This window comes from Arthrobacter sp. 1088, from assembly GCF_031455315.1.
GTDB lineage: Bacteria > Actinomycetota > Actinomycetes > Actinomycetales > Micrococcaceae > Arthrobacter.
Genome location: NZ_JAVDSM010000001.1, coordinates 257,100 through 279,737 on the forward strand (window position 1 = coordinate 257,100; position 22,638 = coordinate 279,737).

Here is a 22,638-nt window from a genome sequence, read left to right on the forward strand (position 1 = left end):
TGGCGTGTCATGGCTTCGCCTCGATGAACCCAAGTTCCCATAGGGCGATGATCAGCGGGTCAAGGCAGCGGTTCGGTGCTCCAGCGATGGATGCGGATGCAGTGCCGGAGTCATCATCATCGCTTCCGGTGCCGCTGACGGCAACACAGCGGCCTTTTCCGTTGAAGCTTTGTACCTTGTGCAACAGCGTTTCCCCGCCCTTGTCGATGATGTAGGGGACCAGCTCATCTGTTTCAGCATTGAGGTCCGAAATTACCCCCCGTACTCCACGGTCGTATTTGCGTGGCTTCAGCACATCCACAGGGAATCCAGTAGTCTCACCGAGCTGGTCCGCCTTGGAGAGCACGAAGATTGGCACTACGAGTTTTTGGCGTCTGCGCATCTGTCGGGGACTGCCCTTGGCCACATCGACGGCGACCTGGATTTTCTCGCGCGTCAGTAGTTTGCTCTGCGTGGCCCGCCGACCGCGCTTCCTAGCCTCGGCTGGTAGCTTATCGAGCGTCGCTGGAGGAGCAAAGAATAAGAGGACATCCGTGATGTGGGCAAAATGATATTGGTTTTGGGCCTCCTCTTCGGTTTTTCCCTCTTCGCCCGATGTGTCGTAAAGGAGCACGTTTACCTTTCGACCGTTGACCTCGAGTTCAAGGACAAGGGGCTTCCGAAGAGGTTGACCGGAAAGAATGGGGTGAGTCGGCTCGTTCTTGTTTAGGTACTCATCCTTATAGGTTTGACGCCAACCGGGCGCAAGTTCGCCCGTAATCCCGAGGGGTTTGAGCGTATTTTCAAGCTCCAGTTGGTTGATCAAAGCTTTGACGAAGGCTGTTTTCCCGGCGCCGGACTCGCCCCATAACGCGATGACAAGCATATCCCGGTTGTGGGAATCGGGCGGAAGAAGATGCCCTTCGGGGCAATGAAGTTTCCAGCCGTTCTCGCGCCACAGCTTATATTCCCGTTGCTCCGCCGAATAGCTTTGGAACATCTTCCTGCGTGGAGGAGCGTGTCCTACGGTTTTTGTGTATGGGTTTGACCAGATGCATTCCTCTGCGGTGAGGTCGGGCTTGAGGCATTCCGTGCACACATATCGGTTACTTGCCATCGTTCCTACTTTGAAGGGGTGGGGGTCGAGGTTGGGTCTGGCGTGGAAGTGTCTTGGGGCGCTAGGCGGACTCCGTCCAGAAGTGTCTTGAGTGCTCGCCAGCCGGAATCGCCGGGATCTGGTTCTGTGTCCATTACGACGACGATCCGGAGCTGCCCTTTGGGGCCATCAACCAGCTTCGAATAGAACGTGTATGAAGGAATCGCCGGGTCATCCGGGTTGACCGGGAGCGAGGTCCAGCCCTCATACTCAGCGTCCGGTGTACCCCAGGTGTACTGCTGCTGGGGTGGCTCGAGGCTCACAGTTACCCCTTTTTTGGAGTTTGGCAGTTCGAGCCGAGCGGTGGCCAAGGCCCCTCGAGTTCCCAGAGGTGGAGCAGTGTATTCCTTCGCGGGCTGGAGGGCTTCGCTGAAGGGAACAACAAATCTCTCCAGGGTGAGTCCCGCAGCTTCCAGCTGTTTGGGGTTGGACCGGAAGTACACGTTGTCGAGGGAAGAATCATCACCGAACTTCAATCCTCCTAACAACGTAGCGATTCTCATGTCTATCTCCGCTTGATCCGCAACTTTGCAGCCTCGCTGCACCACGTACACACTTGCCCGTGTTGTTCCGTAGCGGCCCACGTTGTCAGGTTTTCCGTTCTTAACGGCATACGCGACGTATCTGTCAACGGAGCTCACATTGCCGTTCGCAACGGTTTCCTCGGCGGAGTAATGCCAGTAATGATTTCCTTCGTACAGGGCTCGACGCTGCTTGTTGTCATCTGTTTTCCGGCTCAAGGTGACGGTTTTGATCGTGTTGTCGTCCTTGTCCAAGAGTGGGATGCCTGGCTGCTCTGCTGGAGGTGGCGGAGTCGGCAATTGCGAACTGACCAATACGTATGAAGTAACGCATCCGTACTTTCCGTCCCGAAGGGCAACTCTCACAGTCGCCGCCGGATCGTCCAGTGAACTGACGAAGGGTGTGCCTAGCTTGAGGCTCTTCCAGGCTGCGTCCGAGGACGCGGATTGCGTAACCACGGTCCAGCCACTTGTGGAGGGGAGGCAGACTCTGCGGGACACTGTGCCAAAATCCACAGGGCTGGGGCATGACACGCTTGTTCCGAGGGCTGTGGTGGTATTTTCGCTTTGAATCTTGGTTGTGAGCGCTCCACCAATCAGGCCAGCCGCCGCCAGTCCGAGGACCGCAAACGTTGCGATGCGCATCGGTCCGCGCTTGCGCCGGTAGAAAATGAGGGCGCCCACTGCACACACGGCGACAGTTATGGAGGCAACAAATCCCCATTGCCAGAGCTGCCATTGGTCAAGGGCCCAAGGGAGGTCGGTATTCGAATAGAACCACTCCTCTACTACCTGGATCGTGAGGCGGGGGCCGATCAGTACAAGCGCGATAAAAACACCGCCACCTAATCCTGCGCTTGCGGCAAAGCGTGGGCTTGGGACCCTTCCACCTCCTCTTTTGTAGATCATCAAGCACACGGGGAGCACCATGGCCGCAATGATTGTTTGCGGGATCGACCACCAGCTACTAAACCAGTCTGTTTGATCGCTGTGCCCAATTCCCCAAATGATCCAAATGATTGAAAACACCGTCGCAGGTATAAGTAGTGCCGGGAGGAAGGTCCACGCACTTATGCCACGCACCACGAGTTTCCAGGCCGCCCAGCGGTCATAGCGCCAGAGAGCAGACTTTGCACGCTTCCTGGGCTGGGGGTTTTCCGGGATGTGCCATGCGGAAAGATCCTGCCGCGCCTCGCTCTGTACGACGATACTTTCCGGGAGATCCTTCGGATTCGCGCGGTCTTGAAGCCGTTTCCCTTGCCGGGACCTGATGCGTTCCAAGGCGCTGTGAAAGGACACGGAATCTATGGCCTGCTGACGTTTTGACCGATCATCCAGGAGGAGGCCCCTGAGAACCAGGGAGAGGTCCGGATCCAGCGAATTAAGGACCAGGGTGTCAGGCCGGATCTGGTAACCGTTGTCTACCAACCAGTCTTTTGGGTGGTTATCGAAGTAGCCGGCCCGCAAATGTCCCTTTAGCCAGACCGTCTGGCCGTCCGTGAGCAGAATGTGGCAGGTCGCTGCGATACTGAAGAGGTCGTCTATGAGGCCTTCATGCCGGCGGTCAACGAGAACCTGCCGGGATGTTGTAGCTCCCATTCCGGTGCTGGTCCCCGCCGTGATTGGTCCATTTGCGAGATAGGCGTGGTCGAAATCGCCGAGTATGACATGATCCGGAACATCCGTCGAAATGTGCTTTAGGGGTAGCAGAATGTTGCCCGGGTGGACATCCCTCGCGTGAACTCCGTGGCGGCTAAGCTCGGTGACGGCATCATAGGAGCACAGGAGAACTACTTCAATGAAGTCCTGAAGTGTGCGTCCGCTCAATGTGTGCGCGAAGGACATGCTGTCTGGACCCGCCTGCTCAAAGACCGCCTTCCATGTCTCGTCGTCCCTGGTATCCCATCCGTAGCACCTGAGCAGCCAGCGACCGTGGCCCCGGGCTTGCACCGGCGTGATGATGTCGTATGCACCCTTCTCGCGTGCCCGCCTTACTCCGTTGGCGTGCCGTTCATCCTCGGCTTCTTTTCCGCGCCTTCCCGTGGGGTTAAGGCCGAACTCTTTGACCACAACCGACTGGGGTGCCCCTGGGGGTCTGTTTTGGGGCGGATACCACGAAGCGAGGTAGGGCGGGCGCGAATGACTTTTGTTCACCCTGTTCTCGGGTGTGGCGCTGTATCTCACTTCGTACTTGCCTACGATCGCCTGAGCCAAGGGCGACTGGTTGGGGAGCTGATCCGTTGCCGGCAGGTTCATCGGGCTTATCCTTTCGTGAGTCGGACAGACGCCACTACGCAGGTCGCGTTGTCCTTGAGTGAGTGGGATGCTGCCCGGCGGAGAATCTCGTAGCCGATGGAGGCGGGGCGTTCATCGCTGTGAACGATTTCGATGAGATCGCGGTCCACGAGATTCGTGTGCACGCCATCGCTCATGAGGATTACTATGTCTCCGTCCTCCGCCTGAAAGTGCACGAGTTCCGGGGCAAAGGAATGCATCGGAGCAATGTATCTGTTGAGCTGGTACGGGTTGGGAAGGCCTTTGCTGCCGGAAGGAGCAGCTGCGGATACGTTGTGCAAGGGGTTTACGTACATCAGGCGTTCGCCACGGATGAGGACACTCATGCTGTCTCCTGCATTGGTGAGCCAAAGTTCACCGTCGGGGGCCAGCACCGCAGCCGACACAGTACTGCCGTCCTCATGGCCGTGTCGGAGCAGCTGGTGCCCTAATGCGTCCGGGGCGCGACGAAGCGCATCCTCCAGTTCTCCTGCTCGAACACTGGCCGGAAGTTGGCCGTAGTACTCTGCGACCTCGGCGGCGACCATACCCGGTCCCGCACCGCCACCCATTCCGTCCGCAACCACCGCAGAGTACGGGCCGAATGCGAAAGCATCGTTCTGCTCCGCACGCGGTCCCGTGAGCTGCGTACCTTCCGCGACGAACTCGAAGGCCCCATCAGCCATCGTGTACTCCTCCATGGGACAGACGGCCGTGTTTCAGGGCGTTCCCGTTCATCGTTGCCGTCTCCTAAGCCGGTCTTCCACCATTGGGAAGCATTCGGCTATCGCCATCATGATCTCCGGTGTAACTACGCTGTGTCCGATGAGCGTCTTGGTAGCGCGGTCGTACCACTGCGTGGGGACGATACCTAGGTCAGGCATGGGGAATACCTCATGGACGGTGTAGTTCCCTAGGCCCATGGCCTTGGTGAGCTCGTGCGAGAACGCGGGAGGCTTCCAGTATTGGGTGGATTGAGCCATGGGTCCCCGGAGTTCAGACATCACAGCTTGGAGCCATTTACCTCGTGCTCTGGCCTCTAGCCGTAGGTGCGGGTAGGCCTCAAAGAGGCGGGGGCGTTGGCACAAGATGGTGATGGCTGCGATGGCCTGTGCCCACTCGCCCCATTCTTTTGGATTAGGGCCGAACAGTTTGACCTTGATGTTCGCCACTGCCTCTTGGCGCCTCTGCCACAGTGGGAGTGGATCGGTGGTGGGGGCCAAAGCGTGCACGCTCGGCGTATCCCCAGTGGACGTGATGTATGCGTCCATGACGTCTTCCCACTGGTTTGGAGAGCTTTCCAGCTGAAGCCTTACCTGCTGGTTAGCCTGGATTCGTACTGGGGGAGTAAGGGGCTTAACCGCTGCACCGCCGATAACGAGCCTCCATCCGGGCTGCGAAGCCTGGCATGAAACGAAAAGCTCCCACGGGGATCCCTCACCGGGTTGGGTTGCCTCGAATACCATGGCTTTGTTCGGCATCAAGTCTCCGAAGCCCGAAGCCGCAGGCACTTCCACCCGAATTGAAACGTCGCTTTGGTCCGGGGCAACACCGTGCTTTGTTGCCCGTCCTATGATAAGTTCCCTGACTCTTCCACCCAGCTGCAGGACGCCGTTCGTCATCTCGGTTGGGAGCGTCTGATAGTCCGACGCCAGTGAAAGGTTGCCGTTACGGGACCAGGGTGGGTCATGTTTCGACAGTAAAACTACATCGACCTGAAAAACCATTGTTATACCTCCCCATTGGTCACAGCTGGGCAACGTGGTTGTGTCGGCGGCATTTGTTGAAGGGACCGTAGCACGCTTCCTGCTACGGTTATGGCTTTTTCGTTAATTGAAGGGTCGGCGCCATGAATGTGCACGGTGATGACAAATCGCGAGTCCAAAATTGCGCTTACCCACCCTTCGATCGACTGCCCTGAAACACCGCTCTCCGCAGTGCCTGTCTTTGCTGCGATGTCCGTGCCGGCGGCGAGTGAGGCTTTCAGTGCGGAGGCCGTACCGCTGCTTGCCGCATCCCGCATTCCGTCCATAACCTCACCTGCCACCCACGCAGGGAGCGGCTGGTGGCCCGCCTTTGCCTCCGTGAGAGGCCGCCAGCCACTGGTATCGCAGTAACCAGTGATAATTCGGGGCGGAGGAATTGTTTGGCTTCCCGACGCTGTTGAAGCGGATTTGGCGATACTCATGGTCATGGCCGCGATGTTCAGTACGTTGCCCGTTACGCTTTCCTGTCCTATGCCAGTGCGAATTAATTGATCTTTGCTGATCGATTCGCCAAGCCCGGTCGAAAGCGGTGCAGTATTGCCGCCGTCGTAGTTCAGTTCGTTATCAGCGCCAAAGTAGTTGGCCGCGATCTCCGCAAGCCGTTGCTGACCCAGTTCACCTGCGAGGTACCCCGCGGTGGTGTTGCAGGACCGGGACAACATGGTTCTGATAGTGGAGTCCGGGCAGGCCGCGCCACCGTGGTTTTTCAGTATCCCGTTGCTCATCGGTAGCTCGCTTAGGGAAACCCCTGAGGGATCAACGTGTTCAATGAGAGCAGCGGCGGCAGTCACGATTTTGAAAACTGACCCCACGGCGTAGGCCTGCCGACGGGATGGCGACTCGGCAGTTGCCGCTGATTCGCCGCTGTTAGGCTCCGGTTGGTTGCTGGCGAACAAGGCGAGGACTGACCCGTCGTGGGAGTCGACGATCGCAACCTCGCCGGTGGAGCTCCCCAATGCAGTTTGGGCAGTCCTTTGCAATCCCGAGTCCAGGGATGTGACCACATCTGCCGGTCGGCATTGCGCGGGCCTCAGCAGCTCGGAGAGGAATTCCCACCACAGCTTCCGGGCACCGCAGACCAGGTCATAACCTGCCGTGCTTTCCAGGCCATAAGCGTAGCCATTCTTAAAGTGCGCGCCAACCTCCGAATAAGTGGCTCCCGCCGGATACACCCTGAGCCCGTCTTTGTTATCGGTCGCTATGATCTTGCCGTCGGCCGTAAGAATGTTGCCACGTGCGAGAACCATTAGATCCGGTGGGGTCAACGTGACAGGCATCAAGGATGTCGAAACGGACAGCACGATGAAGAGGAAGGCTGACCAGCGCGCTGGAAGCACAATGTTCATGTGGCGTCGCCTTTGACCCTGTAGGAGGTCCGGGCTTGCTGCGGAGACTATTACACCTGCCACGATCATCGTCGGTATGAACGCTGATCCCGTAATGGCAAGCGCCGGGGTGCTGATTCCTGTCAGTGGGATGGCGCCAAGCGTGCCGAAGAGGGCAAGTGTGCACTGAACCAAGAGACCGAAACCCAGCCCCGAGGCCAGCAATTGCTGGACGCCTCGGGTTGTATCCACGCTGGCCAGCAGCCGGCTAAGGGTGACTATCAGTATGGACCCGACGACGGCCAGGACGGCAAGCCCATAATCTGCTGCAACGGCCGCGGGTACGTAATCGCTGCCAACTTCGGGTACCCAGGGGATCAAACCCGACGAGCCTGTTCCCGCGCCGAAGAGTCCTCCGAATTTCATGGCCCGAAGCGCTGCATCCAATTGACCCTCTGGGTGAAGTACATCCTCCATGCGCTGGGCCGCGCGTTCCAGGACTCCGGCCGCGGCCAGTCCGAGAGCTGCGAGGACAACTCCGAAGCCAGCTAGTGCAGCGAGACGGCGCGTTCGTGGGCGTTCGAAACGGTTGGCACTGGAAGCGATGACAATCCACGCCAAGGCTGCCAGCGTGACGCCGGCGGGTCCTTGATCGACCACAAAGAGAAATGCGAGGTAAGGCAGTCCTACGGCAGAAGCCACTGCCAGGCGGCGCCACCACAGAGTCCCGGATTGTCCGGCCCGGCGCGCCTCCAGCAGATCAAGGAGCACCAGGCCCATCCCGATGATGAAGGAGATCCTGGTGAATTCGCCTATTTGCAGGCTAACGCCCAGTCCTGGCACGTTGACTTGACCGTTGTCGATGTTTCCCAAGCCCGCGGGGGCCAGACGAGCCAGCAGGCTAGCCACAACGAGGCCTATGCCCAGTCTGTATAGCCTCGAAAGGGGCCAGAACCGGTTGGAAAGACGCTTGCCCATTGCTGCCGTGGCCATGAAGGCTGCCGCGCCTGCGACCAGGAGCATCATGACTTTGACCGGATCAACACCGAGCCGGACCTGTATCGCAGACCCAAGGGCGGCAATGGACCAGAGGATTCCGATCTGGGTGCGGGCCGATCCAGCTGCAAGGCAGCTTAGAGTCGACGACAGGCTGACCCCAACGACCACGAACAGCCAAAGGGGGTGTGAACCTGCCACTGTCGCCGCCGAAATCGCCAAACAAAGGAGTCCCCAGAAAATCGAAGGACCAACGCGAACCCGATTCGTCACCGTACTCAGTGCCCGCACCTTGGCACGCAGATCCGGGTACCCTCGAAGTGTACTTTCAAGCCGGGTCATGAACGGTCCTGGTCAAGAACGTCGAGTACGCGCACCTGGATGGCGAGGTCGCCGGTTAGCGCGAGCGAATCGCCGACAGCAACGAAGGTTGGCTTTCCCTTGTCCAATCGCTGCCAGTTGCCGTTGACCCCGTGCCAGGTGCCCCATGTCGACTTGTCTGCCACGTAAATGCCCTTCTCAGCGAAGGTCATATCCATGTGGATACGGGATACGCGTGAGGACTCAGCAGGCACTTTCAGTTCGCACTCCAGGCCGCGTCCAACTTTGATTCCAACGGGAGCTGTCCGGGCCGGAACGTCAACGCTGCTGATGACAGCGTCGTCAACACTTAGATGCACCGAGTATCGAGGTGCCACCCCTTCCGTCGGAGGGATGAAAGCGGCAGGTTCTGTTGAAGGAATAGCTTCTTGGGCCGAAAACTGGCGGACCTCCTTGGGACTGTGCTCTATGAGGCTGGGTCCGCTTTGTGGAGTCGGTGTTATGTTGCCTACGGCGTCATCACTAGCCTCGAAAACCGGGACGGCATTGGGATCCCGCGTGGCGAAGACTGCCATGGGCCCGCGGTGGAGGTGAAATGACAGTTGGGGGCAACCCGTCCACACCCCGCCTGACCGGCGGCCGTATGCGCTGCCTTGCTCGTTCGCTTCCTTAATCACAACGGAAGCAAAGTGGGCTAACTGCTGACGGAGCTGGAAGTACTGCTCGCCTTCGCAGCGGATGTGAACCTGGTCTGCGCAGGTAAGAGGCGCACCTTCATAAAAGCTCTCACCAATCGTGCCCATCAAAGCACTCACGGTTCGGCTCTTGAGATCAGAAGGAGAAGCTGAAAGACCCAGCCACTCCGCCACCCTGGCCGCAAGAGCCAGGCTCATTTTTGTACCTTTGGCGGGACGCCGGTGGCGGCGCCGCAGAAAAAACGTGCCGACCAGAATAACGATGATCAGCATGATCCAAGGCGTTGGATTCGCAACTTCCATGACCTTTGTCCTTTCCGCGGGGAGGAACTGATATAGATCATGGTGCTCCTGTCTTTAACGACGTCGAAATCGAAATTTCGACGGTCGCCGCATATCAGGTGCCGGTTATCACGGGCCCTACAAAAGGCAAAGGTGGAAGGCTACAGCCGTGATTCGGCCGTCGCCGCTGCTCCGCGAGTTCCGAGCACCACACAAGACGGGAACGGAGACGGGACTATCCAAGACGGAATCATCCAAGACGGAACATGGATTGTTGGGAAGGATATCGCCCCGGCACTTATCCAACCACGAAAGAAGTCACGGGCGCCTGCTCCTGGCAAATCACGCGTCCGCCTCGAGCCGCTCTTTAAGCCGCCTGTGGCTCGCTGGGGCACCCCGCGCCGCGAGCTGACGGACGGCGGGCACGAGGGCCTTGCCGAAGCCGTGCCCCTCGAAATCGAGCCCAAATGTCACCCGTGACCTTGCGCCGTCGTCGAGCGGTTCGACATCAATGCTCGCGTGAGGGCGGATCGGGCCCGCAACGCCGTGTGCGGCGAAGCGATGGGGCGGCTCCACCTCCGTGATCTCCTGGGTCATTGTGCGCTCGTTGGGTCCGATCCGGCGGGTGGTGGTGAACCGCGACCCGACCTCACTGCGGTCCGGGCCCTCGAAATGCACCTCCCGGACGTCAGCCTGCCACTCCGGGAAACGCAGCGGGTCGCTCGCATACGTAAAAACCGCATCAGGTGGTCGGTCGATTTCTATGGTGTGCGTGAGTGCTGACATGGCTCCTCCTTCTCCTCCATCGTCTCTCAGCTCACGCGAATCCGACCCGGTAAATAAACGCTGATATCAGCCGCGCTTTTTCGCAGCCATCTCTTCCGGCCCGGGTAGCGCCTTGGTGGTGCGCCACGTGTCCAGGGCAATGACCGCGGCCAGAATGATGAGTGACAAAGAGACGGAAGCGACGACATCCGTCAGCCAGTGGTAGCCGAGGTAAAGCCTGCTGATGGCTTGGGTAACAATTCCTGCGACGGCGGCGCTGAAGCCGGCAATGACCGCACCTATCCTGCGGCGGCGGGAAAACACGAGGAATGCCCCCACAAGAAGGAAGTCGGAGGCGCCGAGTACGTGGCCCGACGGAAAAGAGTAGGTGCTGTCAGCGCCGAGCACCATGAGATCCATGGGCGGTCGTGGCCGCTCGACCAAACGCGTAATGACTTGGGCGAGGAGCACGCCGGTTAGCATTGCCCCGGCAAGCAAGAGAGGTCGCCAGAGCTTTCGCGCCCTGATTATCCAGATCCCCGTCACGGCGGCCACGATGATGGGCATCACTATGGGGCCAAAAATGGTGGCGAGGACAGCCATGACCGTTGTCGCCGCCGGTGAGCGTTGGCTCACGAACCACGAGCTGACCGTGGCATCCACCGTGGCCAGATCTATTTTTTGCTTTACTTCGGCGAGGATGAGGAAGAAGGATCCGGCGCCGACCAGCGCGAGGACAACCGCGATGATATAGAGGACCTTCTGACTCCGCGGTGCAACGAATCGTTCCGGGATGGTGAGCTTATCGTGAAGCACTCCGGAGGTATCTCCAGGGTCTCCGGGGGCGTTCGACGGCGGTCTGTCCGGTGAGGGCATAACAAAGGATATCCGTTGCAGCGGGCAATGGATGGTCTCGCTGGGATCCAGTCTCGCTCTTAGAGGTAATCCCCAACGTGGTCCCGTGCGATTTCCAACAGCGTTGTGTGGAACGCAACCTCGGCCGGGGCGTAGACCTTGTCCTGGCGTTGGGCGAGGAGCACCCGACGCAGTGGGGCGGCAGCGCCGAGGCTCAGCACCCGGACGTCCGGGTGCTGGAGTGCGACGGCGGTTTTGGGCACCATGGCCACGCCCATTCCCACGCTGACCATGGCCTGCGCTTCCTGATAGTCGTTTGCCAGGAATCCGATGGTCGGCTCGAAGCCGGCTTCGTTGGCCGAGCGCCGGAGCACTTCCACCACAGGATGGGCATCCGCACGAACGATCCAGGACTCCTTTTTCAGATCCTCCATCTTTACTTCGTCGAGGTCGGCGAGGTGGTGTCCTTTGGCCACGAGGATGACCGTGCTTTCCTGGAAGACTTCGGTTGTCCGGATGGCGTCGTCGTGGAAGCGATTCCAAGGGTAGTCCCAGAGCAAACAAAGGCCGGTCTCCCCGGATTCGAGGTCTGACACCAGTTCCTCAAAGCGTGCGCTTCGGACTGAGAGGCTGATGGCCGGGTATCGCTTCTTGAACGCCCGGATCACCAGCGGCAAGAACGATCCTGCCAGGGTGGGAAACGTGCCCACTGTCAGGGAACCTCGTCGAAGGCCGGCGATCTGGTCGAGGTCGTTCCGGGCGGCGCGCATCTGCCCCACCATCTTGCGGGCGTGCCCGGCGAGCACCTGGCCCGCTTCTGTTGGCACCACGCCACGGGAACGGCGGGTAAGAAGCGGTTGGCCTACTTCCTGTTCGAGCTTCCGTAATTGTTGGGAAACCGCGGACGGCGTGTACAGCATGAGATCGGCCGCAGCAGTGATGGATCCCTGCTCCACCACTTCAACCAGCAGAGCCAACCGCCGAATGTCGAATAATTCCTGGCCGTGATCATTAAGCATCAGTTAACTCTCCTCTGATTTTGGTTCATTCTATGCAATGCGCCGCGATTTCCCCTAGCTGTAGCCAGCAAAAGAGCGAAAACCCAGAAGGCAGACAGCCTTCCAACGTTCCCGTTACAATGAATGAAGCATCCCTACATGCCCCATCAAATATCCAACATTGTCTTCATTTGTGATCCGGATCATTCTTCTAATAGGCCCCTGAAACCCAGAGCGGCATGAGGAGATGGACGGATTGCCATGAAGATTGAAGCGGAATGGATGCGTGGAGGCACCAGCAAGTGCTGGGTCTTCGAAGGTGAACACCTGGACGAAACCCATAAGAACCTGGACTCTTTGCTGCCCCGGCTTTTCGGAAGCCCGGACCACCGCCAGATTGACGGCGTCGGAGGATCAACCTCCACCACCAGCAAGGCCATGATTCTGCGCCGTCCCGCCGACCCGGCTATCGACGTCGAGTTCACCTTCGCCCAGGTCGGTATCGAGGAAGCGGCTGTGGACTGGGGGAGTAACTGCGGAAACTGCTCCGCGGTTGTTGGACTTTACGCGATCGAGAAGGGCTGGGTCACTCCCAGCGGCGACAACACCCGGATCGTCACGCGCAACACCAACACTGGCCAAATCATCATCCAGCGCGTTGCCACCCCGGCGGGCGCTTTGCCGATCGTCCCGGATGCGGAGATGCCCGGCGTCGTATTTCCCGGCTACCGGGTGGGTCTGGGCTTCAAGGATCCCGCCGGAAAGACGACCGGGAAGTTGCTGCCCACCGGTGAACCAACGGACACGATAAGTGCCGGCGGCACGCGCTGGACAGTTTCGATGGTCGACGCCGGAGCTCCAGTTGTGATCGTCAAGGCTGAGGAGTTGGGCCTTGACACCGCCCGCTTCGAAAGTTGGCAGGCGGGCGTGAAGCTGCAGCTGGACACCCTGGACCAGATCCGGCGGCAGGCCGCCGTCCGCATGGGCCTGGCCCCAACAGTTAAGGACGCTGCCCGCGCTATCCCCAAGCTTGCAATCGTCGGAGCCCCCGGCGCGGGGGACAACGGCATAGCGGACACCGGCATAGGGGACGCCGGCGATGTCAACGTCATGATGCTCTCCATGGGCAAGCCCCACCCTGCCCTGGCCATTACCGGAAGCATCGCCCTGACGCTTGCAGCAAGCACCCCAGGAACTGTCCTCAACAGCATCACGGGCAGCGAACCGCGTTCCATCCTGCGGCTTCGGACTCCTGCGGGCGTGATCGAGACCTGGAGCGAAGAGCGCGACGGGTCCCTGTTGGTCGGGGTGGACCGTACGGCACGCACCATCGCCACCACCACCCTGCATCTCCCGGAACTCCTCGGCAGCGCCGTCGAGCCTTCCTTCGTATCAGCCGCCCATTGACATTGGCTGCCCAGACAGCCCACTCAACGAGGAGTAAAGATCATGACTAAGACCGATTACCAAGCCGCCCCCACATCAGTGGATGATGTCCAGGAGGCTGGTTCCAAACGTCCCAACCGCAGCCGCCGTATCCTGCTGATAACAGCAGCCGTGATTGCTGTCCTGGGTCTGGCCGCTCTGATGTTCGGGGGCGCCATTTTCAACCCGGCGGCCACCTCGGGAACGGAGCCGACCTTGACCGCTACGCAGATCATTCCCTTGGTGATCCTCGTGGTCATGTTCGTTGTCGCTACCAAGTGGCCCCTGAACATCGGTGTGATGGGGCTGGTGGCCTCGTTCGGCGTCGGGTATTTCATGCTGGGCATGACCGATAAGGAAATCCTGGCTGACTTCCCGGCCAGCATCGTCCTGACGATCATCGGCGTCACGTACTTCTTCAGCATGGCAAACCGCAATGGAACCATCGACATCATCGTGCAGAATTGCGTGCGCCTCGTCAGGGGCAAGACGATGCTGCTGCCGTGGGTTTTCTTCCTCATTGCTGCCGCGCTGACCTCGCTTGGCACGTTCTCGCCTGCCGCCGTCGCACTTCTTGCACCTGCTGCAATGGGGTTCGCCTACGAGTCGCGTATCCACCCTGTCCTCATGGGTGCCTTCGTCATCAACGGTGCACATGCAGGTGGTTTCTCGCCACTCTCGGTTGCCGGCGTCCTGGTCCACAACATCGCCCACGATAACGGCTTCCCTATTTCCCAGGGCGGACTCTTTGCGGCGAGCTTCGCCATCAACCTGCTTCTCTCGGCGCTCTCCCTGGCTTTGTTCGCGGTCCTGGGCAAACTGAAGGATGGCACAGGGGTCCAGAACCTGGACCTGGAAACTCCCCGCACCACGCGGCCTCATGGCCAGCAGATCCTGACGCTCGTGCTGATCGCTGTCATGCTCGTCTGCACTTTGGGCTTCCGGATGCCCATTGGCTTTGTTGCTCTTTCCGCCGGCCTGCTGCTGGCGCTGGTCAACATCAAGGAACACCGGACGTTCATCGGCGGCGTTTCCTGGTCCACTGTCCTGCTGGTGGCCGGCATGATCACCTACGTCTCCCTGCTGCAGCACGTGGGCGTTATCGACACCCTCGCAGAGATGGCGCTGGCTCTGGGCGCACCGCTGCTGATCGCCTTGGTTCTCTGCTACGTGATCGGCGTCGGCTCGGCATTTGCCTCGTCCACCGCACTGCTGACCGCGTTCATCCCGCTCGCCGGACCGCTGCTGGCCTCCAGCACGTTGAGTGCGTCAGGAACGGTCGCTGCTCTTGCAATCGCGGCAACTGTGGTGGATGTTTCGCCCTTCTCTACCGACGGCGCACTGATCGTTGCCAACGCCCAGGAATCAGACCGTCAGCGCGTCTACAAGCAGCTGATGATCTACGCAGGTGGAGTGGTCCTGGTGGCGCCCGCCATGGCTTGGGCCCTCCTGGTTCCGACAGGCATCCTCTAAACCGCAATCTTTAACATGACTGCCGGCAATTCCAAGCTGGCACGCGGAGAGACCCATCCTGCATACCAACGCAACAGGTAACCCGAAAGACGGGCGCAGGGCTGGATCATCTCAACGCACCAGAGGCGGGGCCACCTATCAGGTGGCTCCGCCTCTGTCGTGTAGGCAAAGCTTACGACGGCGGTGCTGCCGCCGCCGCGCGCGGAGGACCCGCTCTTCGTGGAGCCCAACAGTGCTCAATGCACGCTCAGTACACAATTGCATGAATACATCAGTCGCTGTACTTTAACCATATGGAAACCCTCACCCACGCTCCAGTGCTGGCCCGCTTTGGCTATGCAATCTCGGACGCCACCAGGGCACGCGTACTCCTGGCCTTGGCTGACGCGCCGGCTTTCCCGTCGGAACTTGCAGATTCCCTGGGCGTTTCCCGCCAGAGCATGTCCAACCACCTGACCTGCTTGCGTGGTTGCGGCCTGGTGGTCGGGGTTCCCGACGGGCGCAGGACCCGCTATGAACTGGCCGACGCACGCCTGGGCCACGCCATCAAGGACCTGATCGGTGTGGTCTTGGCTGTGGACCCCAACTGCTGTGCTCCTGATGGGACATGTGTGGCATGAGTACCGCCGTGCGGGAAGCAGCAGAACGCAGAACCGTCCTGACGCGTCGGATCAGATTCCTCGCTGCCGCCACCATCACCTACAACGTGATCGAGGCGGCAGTGGCACTATGGGCCGGCGGTGCAGCGGATTCCTCGGCTTTGATTGGTTTTGGGCTGGATTCGGTGATCGAGGTGGCCTCCGCGGTGGCATTGTCCTGGCAGTTCTCCGCCAAGGACCCGGAACGCCGCGAGCACTTAACCCTGCGGATTATCGCGATTTCCTTCTTCGCCCTGGCCGCCTTCGTCACGTTCGATGCCATCAGATCCCTCACCGGCGGGGGAGAGGCCCAGCATTCGACCCCAGGCATCGTCATAGCCGCCCTCAGTCTGGCGATCATGCCCGTTTTGTCCTGGGCCCAGCGCCGAGCCGGTCGTGAGCTCGGCTCCAAGACGGCAGTAGCTGACTCCAAGCAGACATTGTTGTGTACTTATCTCTCTGCTGTGCTGCTCATTGGCCTGGTCCTGAACAGCACGCTGGGTTGGTGGTGGGCTGATGCCGGCGCAGCCTTGGTGATTGCCGCCGTCGCCGTCCGCGAAGGAATCAACGCGTGGCGTGGCGACGTGTGTTGCGCTGTGCCCGCCGCGGCCGTTAGTAATGAATCCGCCGAAGGCTCCAGCTGCTGCGCGGAATGCCGGACCCCGACGGATTCAGCCAAGATAGTCGTGGAATAACCCGCCCGGGCGTACGCTGGCCGCATGGAGTCCGAGGTCAGGACCGTCGCTTTGCGGACCGGGATCAACGTGCCCTGTTTTGTGCAGGGTCACCTCGCTGAAGGGAACGACGACGGCGGCGCGCCCTTGGTCCTGCTGCATGCGTGGGGTGAGTCGTGGCGGAGTTTTGAGCGGCTGATTGCCTCGCTTCCGCCCCTTACTCTGGTGGTGCCGGACCTACGCGGCCATGGTGGTGCTGACAAGCCTGAAGACGGGTACTCACTGATAGCCGTTGTAGAAGATGTTCTCGCCATGTTGGATGCCCTGGGTATAAGGAGGGCTCATGTGTTGGGTTCATCCAGTGGCGGATACGTCGCGCAGCAACTCGCTGCGACCCATCCTGAACTCGTGCAGTCACTGATTCTGGTGGGATCGCCGTTGAGCCTGCAAGGGAAACCATTGTTTGCGAACGAGGTGGATGCGCTCACTGATCCGATTTCGGAGGACTGGGTCCGGGAATCTCTGTCCTGGTACCGGTTGCTGCACCCTGTCCCCGCTGCCTACATCGAGGACAGGGTGCAGGACGGGTTGGCCATGCCGGCAGCCGTTTGGAAGGCTTCCTTGCGTGGCTACTACGACGCTGTCCCGCCAACCGAAGCCGGAACCATCTCAGCCCCGACGCTCATCCTGTGGGGCGCACATGACCACATGGTCCCGCGGCACCATGAAGAGACCCTAGTCCGCCGCATCCCCGGAGCTCAGCTGAAGATCTACGAGAAGACAGGCCACCTGGTGTTGTGGGAGTGCCCGGAACGGGTTGCTGAGGATGTGGAGGGCTTTATCGGCGATGTAAAAGGGCAACCAACCCGACTCCGATAGTTGTTCCAACTGTGTTAGCGATGACGTCGGCCACGCTGGGAAAACGGTTGGTGAGTAACAGCCACTGCCCACATTCCAGGACCACTGAGGCAAGGAAACCTGTGCCGGAGAATTGCCACCAGCGTCCGCCTCGGAATGACATGACAGCCAAAATGCCTAACGGCACAAAAAGGAGTACATTGCCTGTGGCCTCAACGAGGTTGTAGTCAAACCAGGAAGGTACACCGAGGCGCCAAAGGTAGTCCAAAAAGGCATCCAGCGCGCCCCTGACTGGCTCGTCTACAGGTGAGGGCCAGAAGCCCACAACAACCAGACCCCCGGCATACGTGGCCAAGCCGAGTCGCCAGGGGAGCGGGTTGTGGGGCTGAGGTTTCAGGAACTTCGTGTCAGAACCAACCTATCCGGTGGTTAGTTTCCTTTTTCAAGGGCGTGTGCTGTGACGTAGGCGTTCAGTTGGTCCTTGGAGAGCTGGACTCGTCGGTCACCGGTCAAAGATTAGGAAGGAACTGGCCATTTGTCATGCGCCGGTCAAGCGTTCTAGTTCGGCGAGAAAGTGGTCATTTGCAGCTTGAGTGTAGTGGTACGGCTGCCGGCCCCATTTGTGATCCGTGGCGGCCATGGGAGCTCCACCTGGGTAGTCAATGAAGCGAACTCCGGGTGCCTTTTCTATTTCCTTGTAAAGGTCGTAGAGCAGCCTGTTATTCCTATCGAACCAACGTGAACGGGGGAAGGGTACTCCGTCCGTGTCTACGGTTGCCCAGTAAACACGATTAACGATGATCTTGAACGGATCGACGGTCCTAGTGAGTGCCTGAATGCCTTGAATCCGACGTGCAAGACCAGTATCGCTCCATGGTTCATGGACGTCTGCAGGAACCACAGGGTAGCCAGTCGCTTTAAGCTCCGCCGACTCGGTGATTGTCGTTCCTCCGAGCTCAATCGTGTTCATGCGTTCGTCAATGAAGTCGACGACAAGAACGTCGTAGTCCGTGGAGGTTAGGGACTCCACGAGTGACTTATTGATGTCGGACTCAACCATCCGTTTTTGGAACCGGCTCGCCAATGCCCCCACGTCTGGCAACGGAGTTCCCGGTGTGGGCGGGTGGCGGAAGGCGCTCGCGATCGACGACCTAGCGAAGTAACCTTCAAGCCTGAAATCGCTAGGTTTCTCAAATGGATCACGGGATACGCAGCTCCCGTAGATGAAGACAGAGGGCACTGACCAAGCTTACAGGAGCGGAAGGCTTCGCATGAGCGACGCAGGGATTTCCGTTCCTCTATAACGCCCTTTGGATGTTGTCCTAAAGCCGAGGCGGCCGTAGCCGTATCCCGTTCTACAGGGAAGTATTAATATACGCTAATTGCCTTTTTCGAGGGCGTGCGAGGTGATATAAGCACCTAATTGGTCCTTGGAGAGGGCGGTTCCGATCTCTGAGATGGCGCTCGTATCCGCCACGACGATGGACTGACCATCCATGGAAGTTCCAGTGCCCAGTGTAGGCAAGGTGAACATCACGGTGTCGTTCGCCCTAATGTCCTTGAGGCCGAGAGCGAGGCCGCCGATAGCGGCGGCATCGAAGCTCTTATCGACACTGACGAAAGGTGAGACGGCGCTGACCATACTGTTGACGGTCGCAGGGTTCGTGAGGGTTTCGCGTGCAATCGTCTTGCTGATGATCGCCTTCATGTAGGTCTGTTGGTTTCGCACACGCTGGTAGTCGCCATCGCTGAAAGATTTGCGTTCGCGGACAAAGGCAAGAGCTTCATCGCCGTTCAGCGTTTGCTTGCCTGCAGCGTAGTAGTGGCCCTTCATGGGGCCAGAGGCAGGTGCAAAGGGAATCTTCACGTCGACTTCAACCCCTCCAAGGGCATCCGTCAGACCCTTGAAACCCTCAAAATCCACCATCGCCACGTGATCGATTCGCTGCTGGAACAATGACTCAACAGTCTGGACCATCAGCGGAACACCGCCCAGAGCTAGCGCCCCGTTGATCTTGGACTCGCCCTTTCCTGGGATATTCACCCACAGGTCACGCATTAGGGATACTGCGTAAACGTTCTTTCGGTCGGCGGGGATGTGGACGAGCATCAGCGTGTCGGCACGCTGGTTGGTCGCCGCAGCAGTGTCCACGTCCAATTCGTCGGACCCGCGGGTATCACTGCCCATCACAAGGATGTTCATTGGAGCTGCGGCCCCGTTAGCGGGCTGGGTCTTCTGGGGTCGCGTGGCCTCGTCAGGGAAGGCGGACTCAATCTTGGTAGTAGCGGAATTGAAGGTCTGGGCCAAGTTGTAGAGGTAGGCGCCTCCAATTAGGCCCGCTATTAGTACTACAGCGGCAAAGCCAATTAGCACATTTCTTGCAGTCCTTTTGGGGCTCTTTTGACGTCGAGGGCGGGACTCGGTCTCGGCAGTTTCAGTATCAGTCGGGAGCGTCATGGGTTCCTTGGTGTCGGCGTCAGCAGAGATGATTCTATCAAGTAGCAAAGACTGGCGGCCCTTGCCAGACCATGCGCCGCATGCCAACGGTGATTTCAAGACGAGTTAGTCCCCGTGCGGTGTGGTCCTTAGAGTGATCGCCAAATGCGCAAATGGAGGGCGCGAATCCTGCGCCCAGTGGTGGGTGGTACTCAATGACGGTGGGAAGCAATTCTTCCGGGTTCCGGCGTCACGATTCGGTCAATTTGCCCACTGTGCCCTTGAACGAAAAATCGGCATGTAGGGATCGCATACTCCAAGTTGGCGGACCGTTGACAACGGATAGGATCGCCAGGCTGAGCGAGACCATCGACACCAAATTCGTGGTGTTCATAAGGGCCTTGCATCAGCTAGCCCCAAATTACATGACCACGATGCTCGAGTACCTCCGCGTCCGCACGGCCTATCTCGCTGAGCCGGTCATGTACACGGGCGGCATTCCAAACAATGTAGCCGCCACCAAGATCGACGACGCCTATCGCTGGGCCAGGGACACCGACATATTCGGCGTTGCCTCAACACCTATAGGCTCAAGGGATGCCTTAGAAGCAATTGGCGACGTGGATCGTTCAGCCCTTTACCTCAGTTATCGTCTCTACTGGTCCATCGGAACCGTAAAGCAGCTCGCTATGGGCTTCACCGTCGCATCTGACACGAAAGTCGCCATTGGTCGGCGAGTAGCGCACGACGTCACGCGGCTGGTTCCACTGATCTCAGCCGCATCGAAGGAAGTCCGTCTTTACTTGGTGCGGTATATTGCGTTGTTCCTTCGCGGCATGCGGGCTGGCAAGGTGACACAGGTTGCCTTGGCTAATCTCCGGGACGTGATCCGGTCGTATCGTCTCGTCGAGCTGCTCCGATTCGTTGAATCTCTTCATAACTTTCCCGGGATTCGGGCCATCAACTTCACGGATCTCATACGCCGTCAGTTATCTCAAGGCGGTTACCGATGCCGACCTGAAGGACACCTTTATGGTGTGTTTTCAGGACCGCTACCTTGCCGCAGGTTCGTACATGATGCTTACACGCCTGCCCAGACTGAGGGAAGTTCCGTACATGCCCGGGACGATTTCATCTATTCGCGTGACCAGAATGTCTTGAACATGGCAGAGCTGGAAGGCCAGTTGGACCCAGCGTCCTCTGGACACGACCGGGCCGCGTGGTGTCACAGGCTGGATCAAATGACGTGGAAGAACAGGTTCTTCGTCCAACCCGCACACTTACCCGGCAATTGCCGCCTGGATGGAACATCACGCTGTCGGTCTGGCGAGGTCTTTGAACGGCAATGCCTGGCCACGCATGCGGCAAAGGCCTTGTCCAGGCTAACGCGCCAGGTCTGGCGCTAGCCTTTGGCGCCCCGGGAAGCCTGCGCTGTGTAGACGCGTTGTGAATAGAAAGTATCGTTCTCCGCGCCCCATCGGTTGGTGACATTGACGGTATAGTAGCGGCCCGCAGCCAGAGTTGTTTTACCCACGTTCACGAGGATCATTTCCAATTTTGGGTTCATGCCGCTCTGGACTCCGTACGCAGTATTTGTGCTTGTGGGCTTCACGGTTTTCGCGAGGCGTTGTCCGCCTTTGGCGGTCCACTTCACTTGGGCGTTGCCACCAGAAAGATTGAAGCCTGTAATCCGCACTTGGCCGGTGGCTGCGTCAAAGGTGGCATCGGTAATAATCGGTGTTGCAATTCCGGACTCCATCTGGGCCTTCAGTGGAACACCGGTACCAACACACGTGTAATACGAATCCCACATAAAGGAAATGACCTTCTGCGCGTTGGAAAGCTGTTGGAGTTGCCGGTCGATCCTGGCTTTGGAGCTTTGCCCACGGAGACTGTCACCGCAAGGATTCGATGCCGTGGCCGGAGCCATGCCCTCCAAGTTCGCCCACAGGACAGCGCCCGTTCCGGAAATGCCCGCCGCAGCTGCCAGGAAATACTCCCGAACGGGTGCCACGTACTTGCTTCCCCACGAACCCTTACCCACAATGCTCTCCGCATAGCGGTCAACCGCCGAGTTCGCCTCGTTCGACTGAAACGCACCGCCTTTACCTGTACCCATGCCGTCTTGGATGGCGATGTTCAGAACCAGTCCGCTGGCTGTCTGGGCAATTCTTCGGATCCCGTTTCGGGCTTGGTTCAGGCTGATACTGAACGCGCTGACCCGCGCGTCAAGGTAGGGACTAACGATTGCGCCGCGAGTAGGGAAGATTCGATGGATGGCTTGGTTCTGCATGCGGTACAGATCCAGGATGGGATCGAAAGTGTGGCCATCGGTCAGAGGCATTTCTATGTGGTGATAGAAGCCAGCCAGACCGGTCACGTTATATACAGTCGCTTGATACTGCAGCAATCGCTCGGTGAAGAGGGCAAGCGTCCCTTGGTAGGAAACGTCGGGGAGATACGCCTTATCCGTTCTCTTCACCGGAGCAGGCAGGCCGGCATAGAACTTCATGCCCAGTTTCGTAGCCGCCACAGCCATTGAAGTTGCTGGATCTGTGCCACCGGCAGCGCCACCGCCTGCCACCACGACGTCGTACTTGCCGTTCCCCGACGTGCAGCCGCTGCCCTGGGCAGGGAGGACCAGCACAACGAATGCCTTGCCTAGGCTGGTAATCCTGCGGTCATTGGGGCATTTCACGGCTTGGTTGCCCCAGATGCTACCGTCGGAGTACGTGAAATAGCGGTTGACCTCCAGAGTTCCTGCAGCAGCCTTGGCGCAGTTCACTCCGTCAATGAGGCAATCCTTGGGAAGCGTCGCCAAGGTAGCTGGCACGAGGGACGTGCCAAAAGTGATGACAGTGTCAGCGCCTGCTGCCTTAATTTCGGTGAGCTTCTGTAGGTTCCGGGAACTGCTCGGAGTGGCGTAGACGAAATACCCGCCAATTGGGTAGCTTGCCGGTTTCGGCGCTTGAACAGCCGGAGTTTTCTTCGCGGCCTCTGTGGGCGGTGTCTCCTGGGCCGGCCGTTCCGCCTCGATGCTGTCGTTGGGCGCAACTAAAGAAGTTCCTGCAACTCCGGCTATGAGAACAAGTGCCGCGAGGAGGGCTTTGATGCATGGACGGCTTCCGCGAATGAGCGTCATGAATTCCTTGAGGTCGGCATCAGCAGACGATCCTACGGAATGAAATGACTGTTATCCA

Annotated in this window: 19 protein-coding genes; 6 read left to right on the plus strand and 13 right to left on the minus strand. The window is 59.1% G+C overall.

Features of this window, described 5'->3' with window-relative positions; translation table 11 throughout:
- Window positions 1-7 precede the first annotated feature (7 nt).
- The 9 genes from J2Y41_RS01185 to J2Y41_RS01225 all read right to left on the minus strand — a co-directional run bounded on the left by J2Y41_RS01185 (window position 8) and on the right by J2Y41_RS01225 (window position 11,954).
- A complete protein-coding gene (locus J2Y41_RS01185; protein ID WP_309925422.1) occupies window positions 8-1,096 on the minus strand; it encodes a hypothetical protein in 1,089 nt (362 codons plus the stop codon).
- A 5-nt stretch (window positions 1,097-1,101) separates the two neighbouring features.
- Complete coding sequence (locus tag J2Y41_RS01190; RefSeq protein WP_309925425.1) at window positions 1,102-3,912, minus strand: hypothetical protein; 2,811 nt, start codon at window positions 3,910-3,912, stop codon at window positions 1,102-1,104.
- A gap of 5 nt (window positions 3,913-3,917) precedes the next feature.
- Window positions 3,918-4,616: a SpoIIE family protein phosphatase gene (locus tag J2Y41_RS01195; protein WP_224088595.1), complete on the minus strand. Its 699-nt coding sequence runs from the start codon at window positions 4,614-4,616 to the stop codon at window positions 3,918-3,920.
- Between the two features lie 48 nt (window positions 4,617-4,664).
- The gene (locus J2Y41_RS01200) at window positions 4,665-5,201 is read right to left on the minus strand and encodes a hypothetical protein (protein WP_224088594.1); all 537 of its coding nucleotides are present in this window, start codon (window positions 5,199-5,201) and stop codon (window positions 4,665-4,667) included.
- Between the two features lie 458 nt (window positions 5,202-5,659).
- A complete protein-coding gene (locus J2Y41_RS01205) occupies window positions 5,660-8,359 on the minus strand; it encodes a penicillin-binding transpeptidase domain-containing protein (protein ID WP_309925434.1) in 2,700 nt (899 codons plus the stop codon).
- Window positions 8,356-9,231 carry an FHA domain-containing protein gene (locus J2Y41_RS01210; RefSeq protein ID WP_309925437.1) on the minus strand — a complete coding sequence of 292 codons (876 nt, stop codon included), beginning with the start codon at window positions 9,229-9,231 and terminating at the stop codon, window positions 8,356-8,358. The genes J2Y41_RS01205 and J2Y41_RS01210 overlap by 4 nt, the downstream gene beginning before the upstream one ends.
- Before the next feature lie 426 nt (window positions 9,232-9,657).
- Window positions 9,658-10,101: an SRPBCC family protein gene (locus J2Y41_RS01215; protein ID WP_309925440.1), complete on the minus strand. Its 444-nt coding sequence runs from the start codon at window positions 10,099-10,101 to the stop codon at window positions 9,658-9,660.
- A 66-nt stretch (window positions 10,102-10,167) separates the two neighbouring features.
- The gene (locus tag J2Y41_RS01220; protein WP_309925443.1) at window positions 10,168-10,956 is read right to left on the minus strand and encodes a phosphatase PAP2 family protein; all 789 of its coding nucleotides are present in this window, start codon (window positions 10,954-10,956) and stop codon (window positions 10,168-10,170) included.
- 59 nt (window positions 10,957-11,015) lie between these two features.
- Window positions 11,016-11,954: a LysR family transcriptional regulator gene (locus J2Y41_RS01225; protein WP_223946737.1), complete on the minus strand. Its 939-nt coding sequence runs from the start codon at window positions 11,952-11,954 to the stop codon at window positions 11,016-11,018.
- Between the two features lie 240 nt (window positions 11,955-12,194).
- Here J2Y41_RS01225 and J2Y41_RS01230 point away from each other — a divergent pair, with 240 nt between their 5' ends.
- From J2Y41_RS01230 to J2Y41_RS01250, 5 genes are all read left to right on the plus strand, one after another.
- Window positions 12,195-13,340 carry a PrpF domain-containing protein gene (locus tag J2Y41_RS01230; RefSeq protein ID WP_309925446.1) on the plus strand — a complete coding sequence of 382 codons (1,146 nt, stop codon included), beginning with the start codon at window positions 12,195-12,197 and terminating at the stop codon, window positions 13,338-13,340.
- A 42-nt stretch (window positions 13,341-13,382) separates the two neighbouring features.
- Window positions 13,383-14,831, plus strand: a complete 1,449-nt coding sequence (locus tag J2Y41_RS01235) for an SLC13 family permease (RefSeq protein WP_309925450.1) — start codon at window positions 13,383-13,385, stop codon at window positions 14,829-14,831.
- 293 nt (window positions 14,832-15,124) lie between these two features.
- Window positions 15,125-15,451 carry a helix-turn-helix transcriptional regulator gene (locus J2Y41_RS01240; protein ID WP_224088588.1) on the plus strand — a complete coding sequence of 109 codons (327 nt, stop codon included), beginning with the start codon at window positions 15,125-15,127 and terminating at the stop codon, window positions 15,449-15,451.
- Window positions 15,448-16,164: a cation transporter gene (locus J2Y41_RS01245; RefSeq protein ID WP_309925453.1), complete on the plus strand. Its 717-nt coding sequence runs from the start codon at window positions 15,448-15,450 to the stop codon at window positions 16,162-16,164. Before J2Y41_RS01240 ends, J2Y41_RS01245 begins: the two co-directional genes overlap by 4 nt.
- A 24-nt stretch (window positions 16,165-16,188) precedes the next feature.
- Window positions 16,189-17,022: an alpha/beta hydrolase gene (locus J2Y41_RS01250; protein WP_309925455.1), complete on the plus strand. Its 834-nt coding sequence runs from the start codon at window positions 16,189-16,191 to the stop codon at window positions 17,020-17,022.
- On the opposite strand, the gene J2Y41_RS23075 is transcribed toward J2Y41_RS01250, so the two are convergent.
- The 3 genes from J2Y41_RS23075 to J2Y41_RS01260 form a co-directional block, all read right to left on the minus strand.
- Entirely contained in the window at window positions 16,982-17,326 is a 345-nt protein-coding gene (locus J2Y41_RS23075; RefSeq protein WP_396133432.1) for a VanZ family protein, read from the minus strand. The genes J2Y41_RS01250 and J2Y41_RS23075 overlap by 41 nt on opposite strands.
- Window positions 17,327-17,539: 213 nt before the next feature.
- Window positions 17,540-18,241: a DUF6270 domain-containing protein gene (locus J2Y41_RS01255; RefSeq protein WP_309925457.1), complete on the minus strand. Its 702-nt coding sequence runs from the start codon at window positions 18,239-18,241 to the stop codon at window positions 17,540-17,542.
- Between the two features lie 138 nt (window positions 18,242-18,379).
- Entirely contained in the window at window positions 18,380-19,309 is a 930-nt protein-coding gene (locus J2Y41_RS01260) for an LCP family protein (RefSeq protein ID WP_309925460.1), read from the minus strand.
- Between the two features lie 410 nt (window positions 19,310-19,719).
- Between J2Y41_RS01260 and J2Y41_RS01265 the strand changes: the two genes are divergently transcribed.
- Window positions 19,720-20,844: a hypothetical protein gene (locus J2Y41_RS01265; RefSeq protein WP_309925463.1), complete on the plus strand. Its 1,125-nt coding sequence runs from the start codon at window positions 19,720-19,722 to the stop codon at window positions 20,842-20,844.
- Here J2Y41_RS01265 and J2Y41_RS01270 read toward each other — a convergent pair.
- A complete protein-coding gene (locus J2Y41_RS01270) occupies window positions 20,841-22,580 on the minus strand; it encodes a DUF4434 domain-containing protein (RefSeq protein WP_309925465.1) in 1,740 nt (579 codons plus the stop codon). The two genes, J2Y41_RS01265 and J2Y41_RS01270, sit on opposite strands and share 4 nt — an antisense overlap.
- Window positions 22,581-22,638 lie beyond the last annotated feature (58 nt).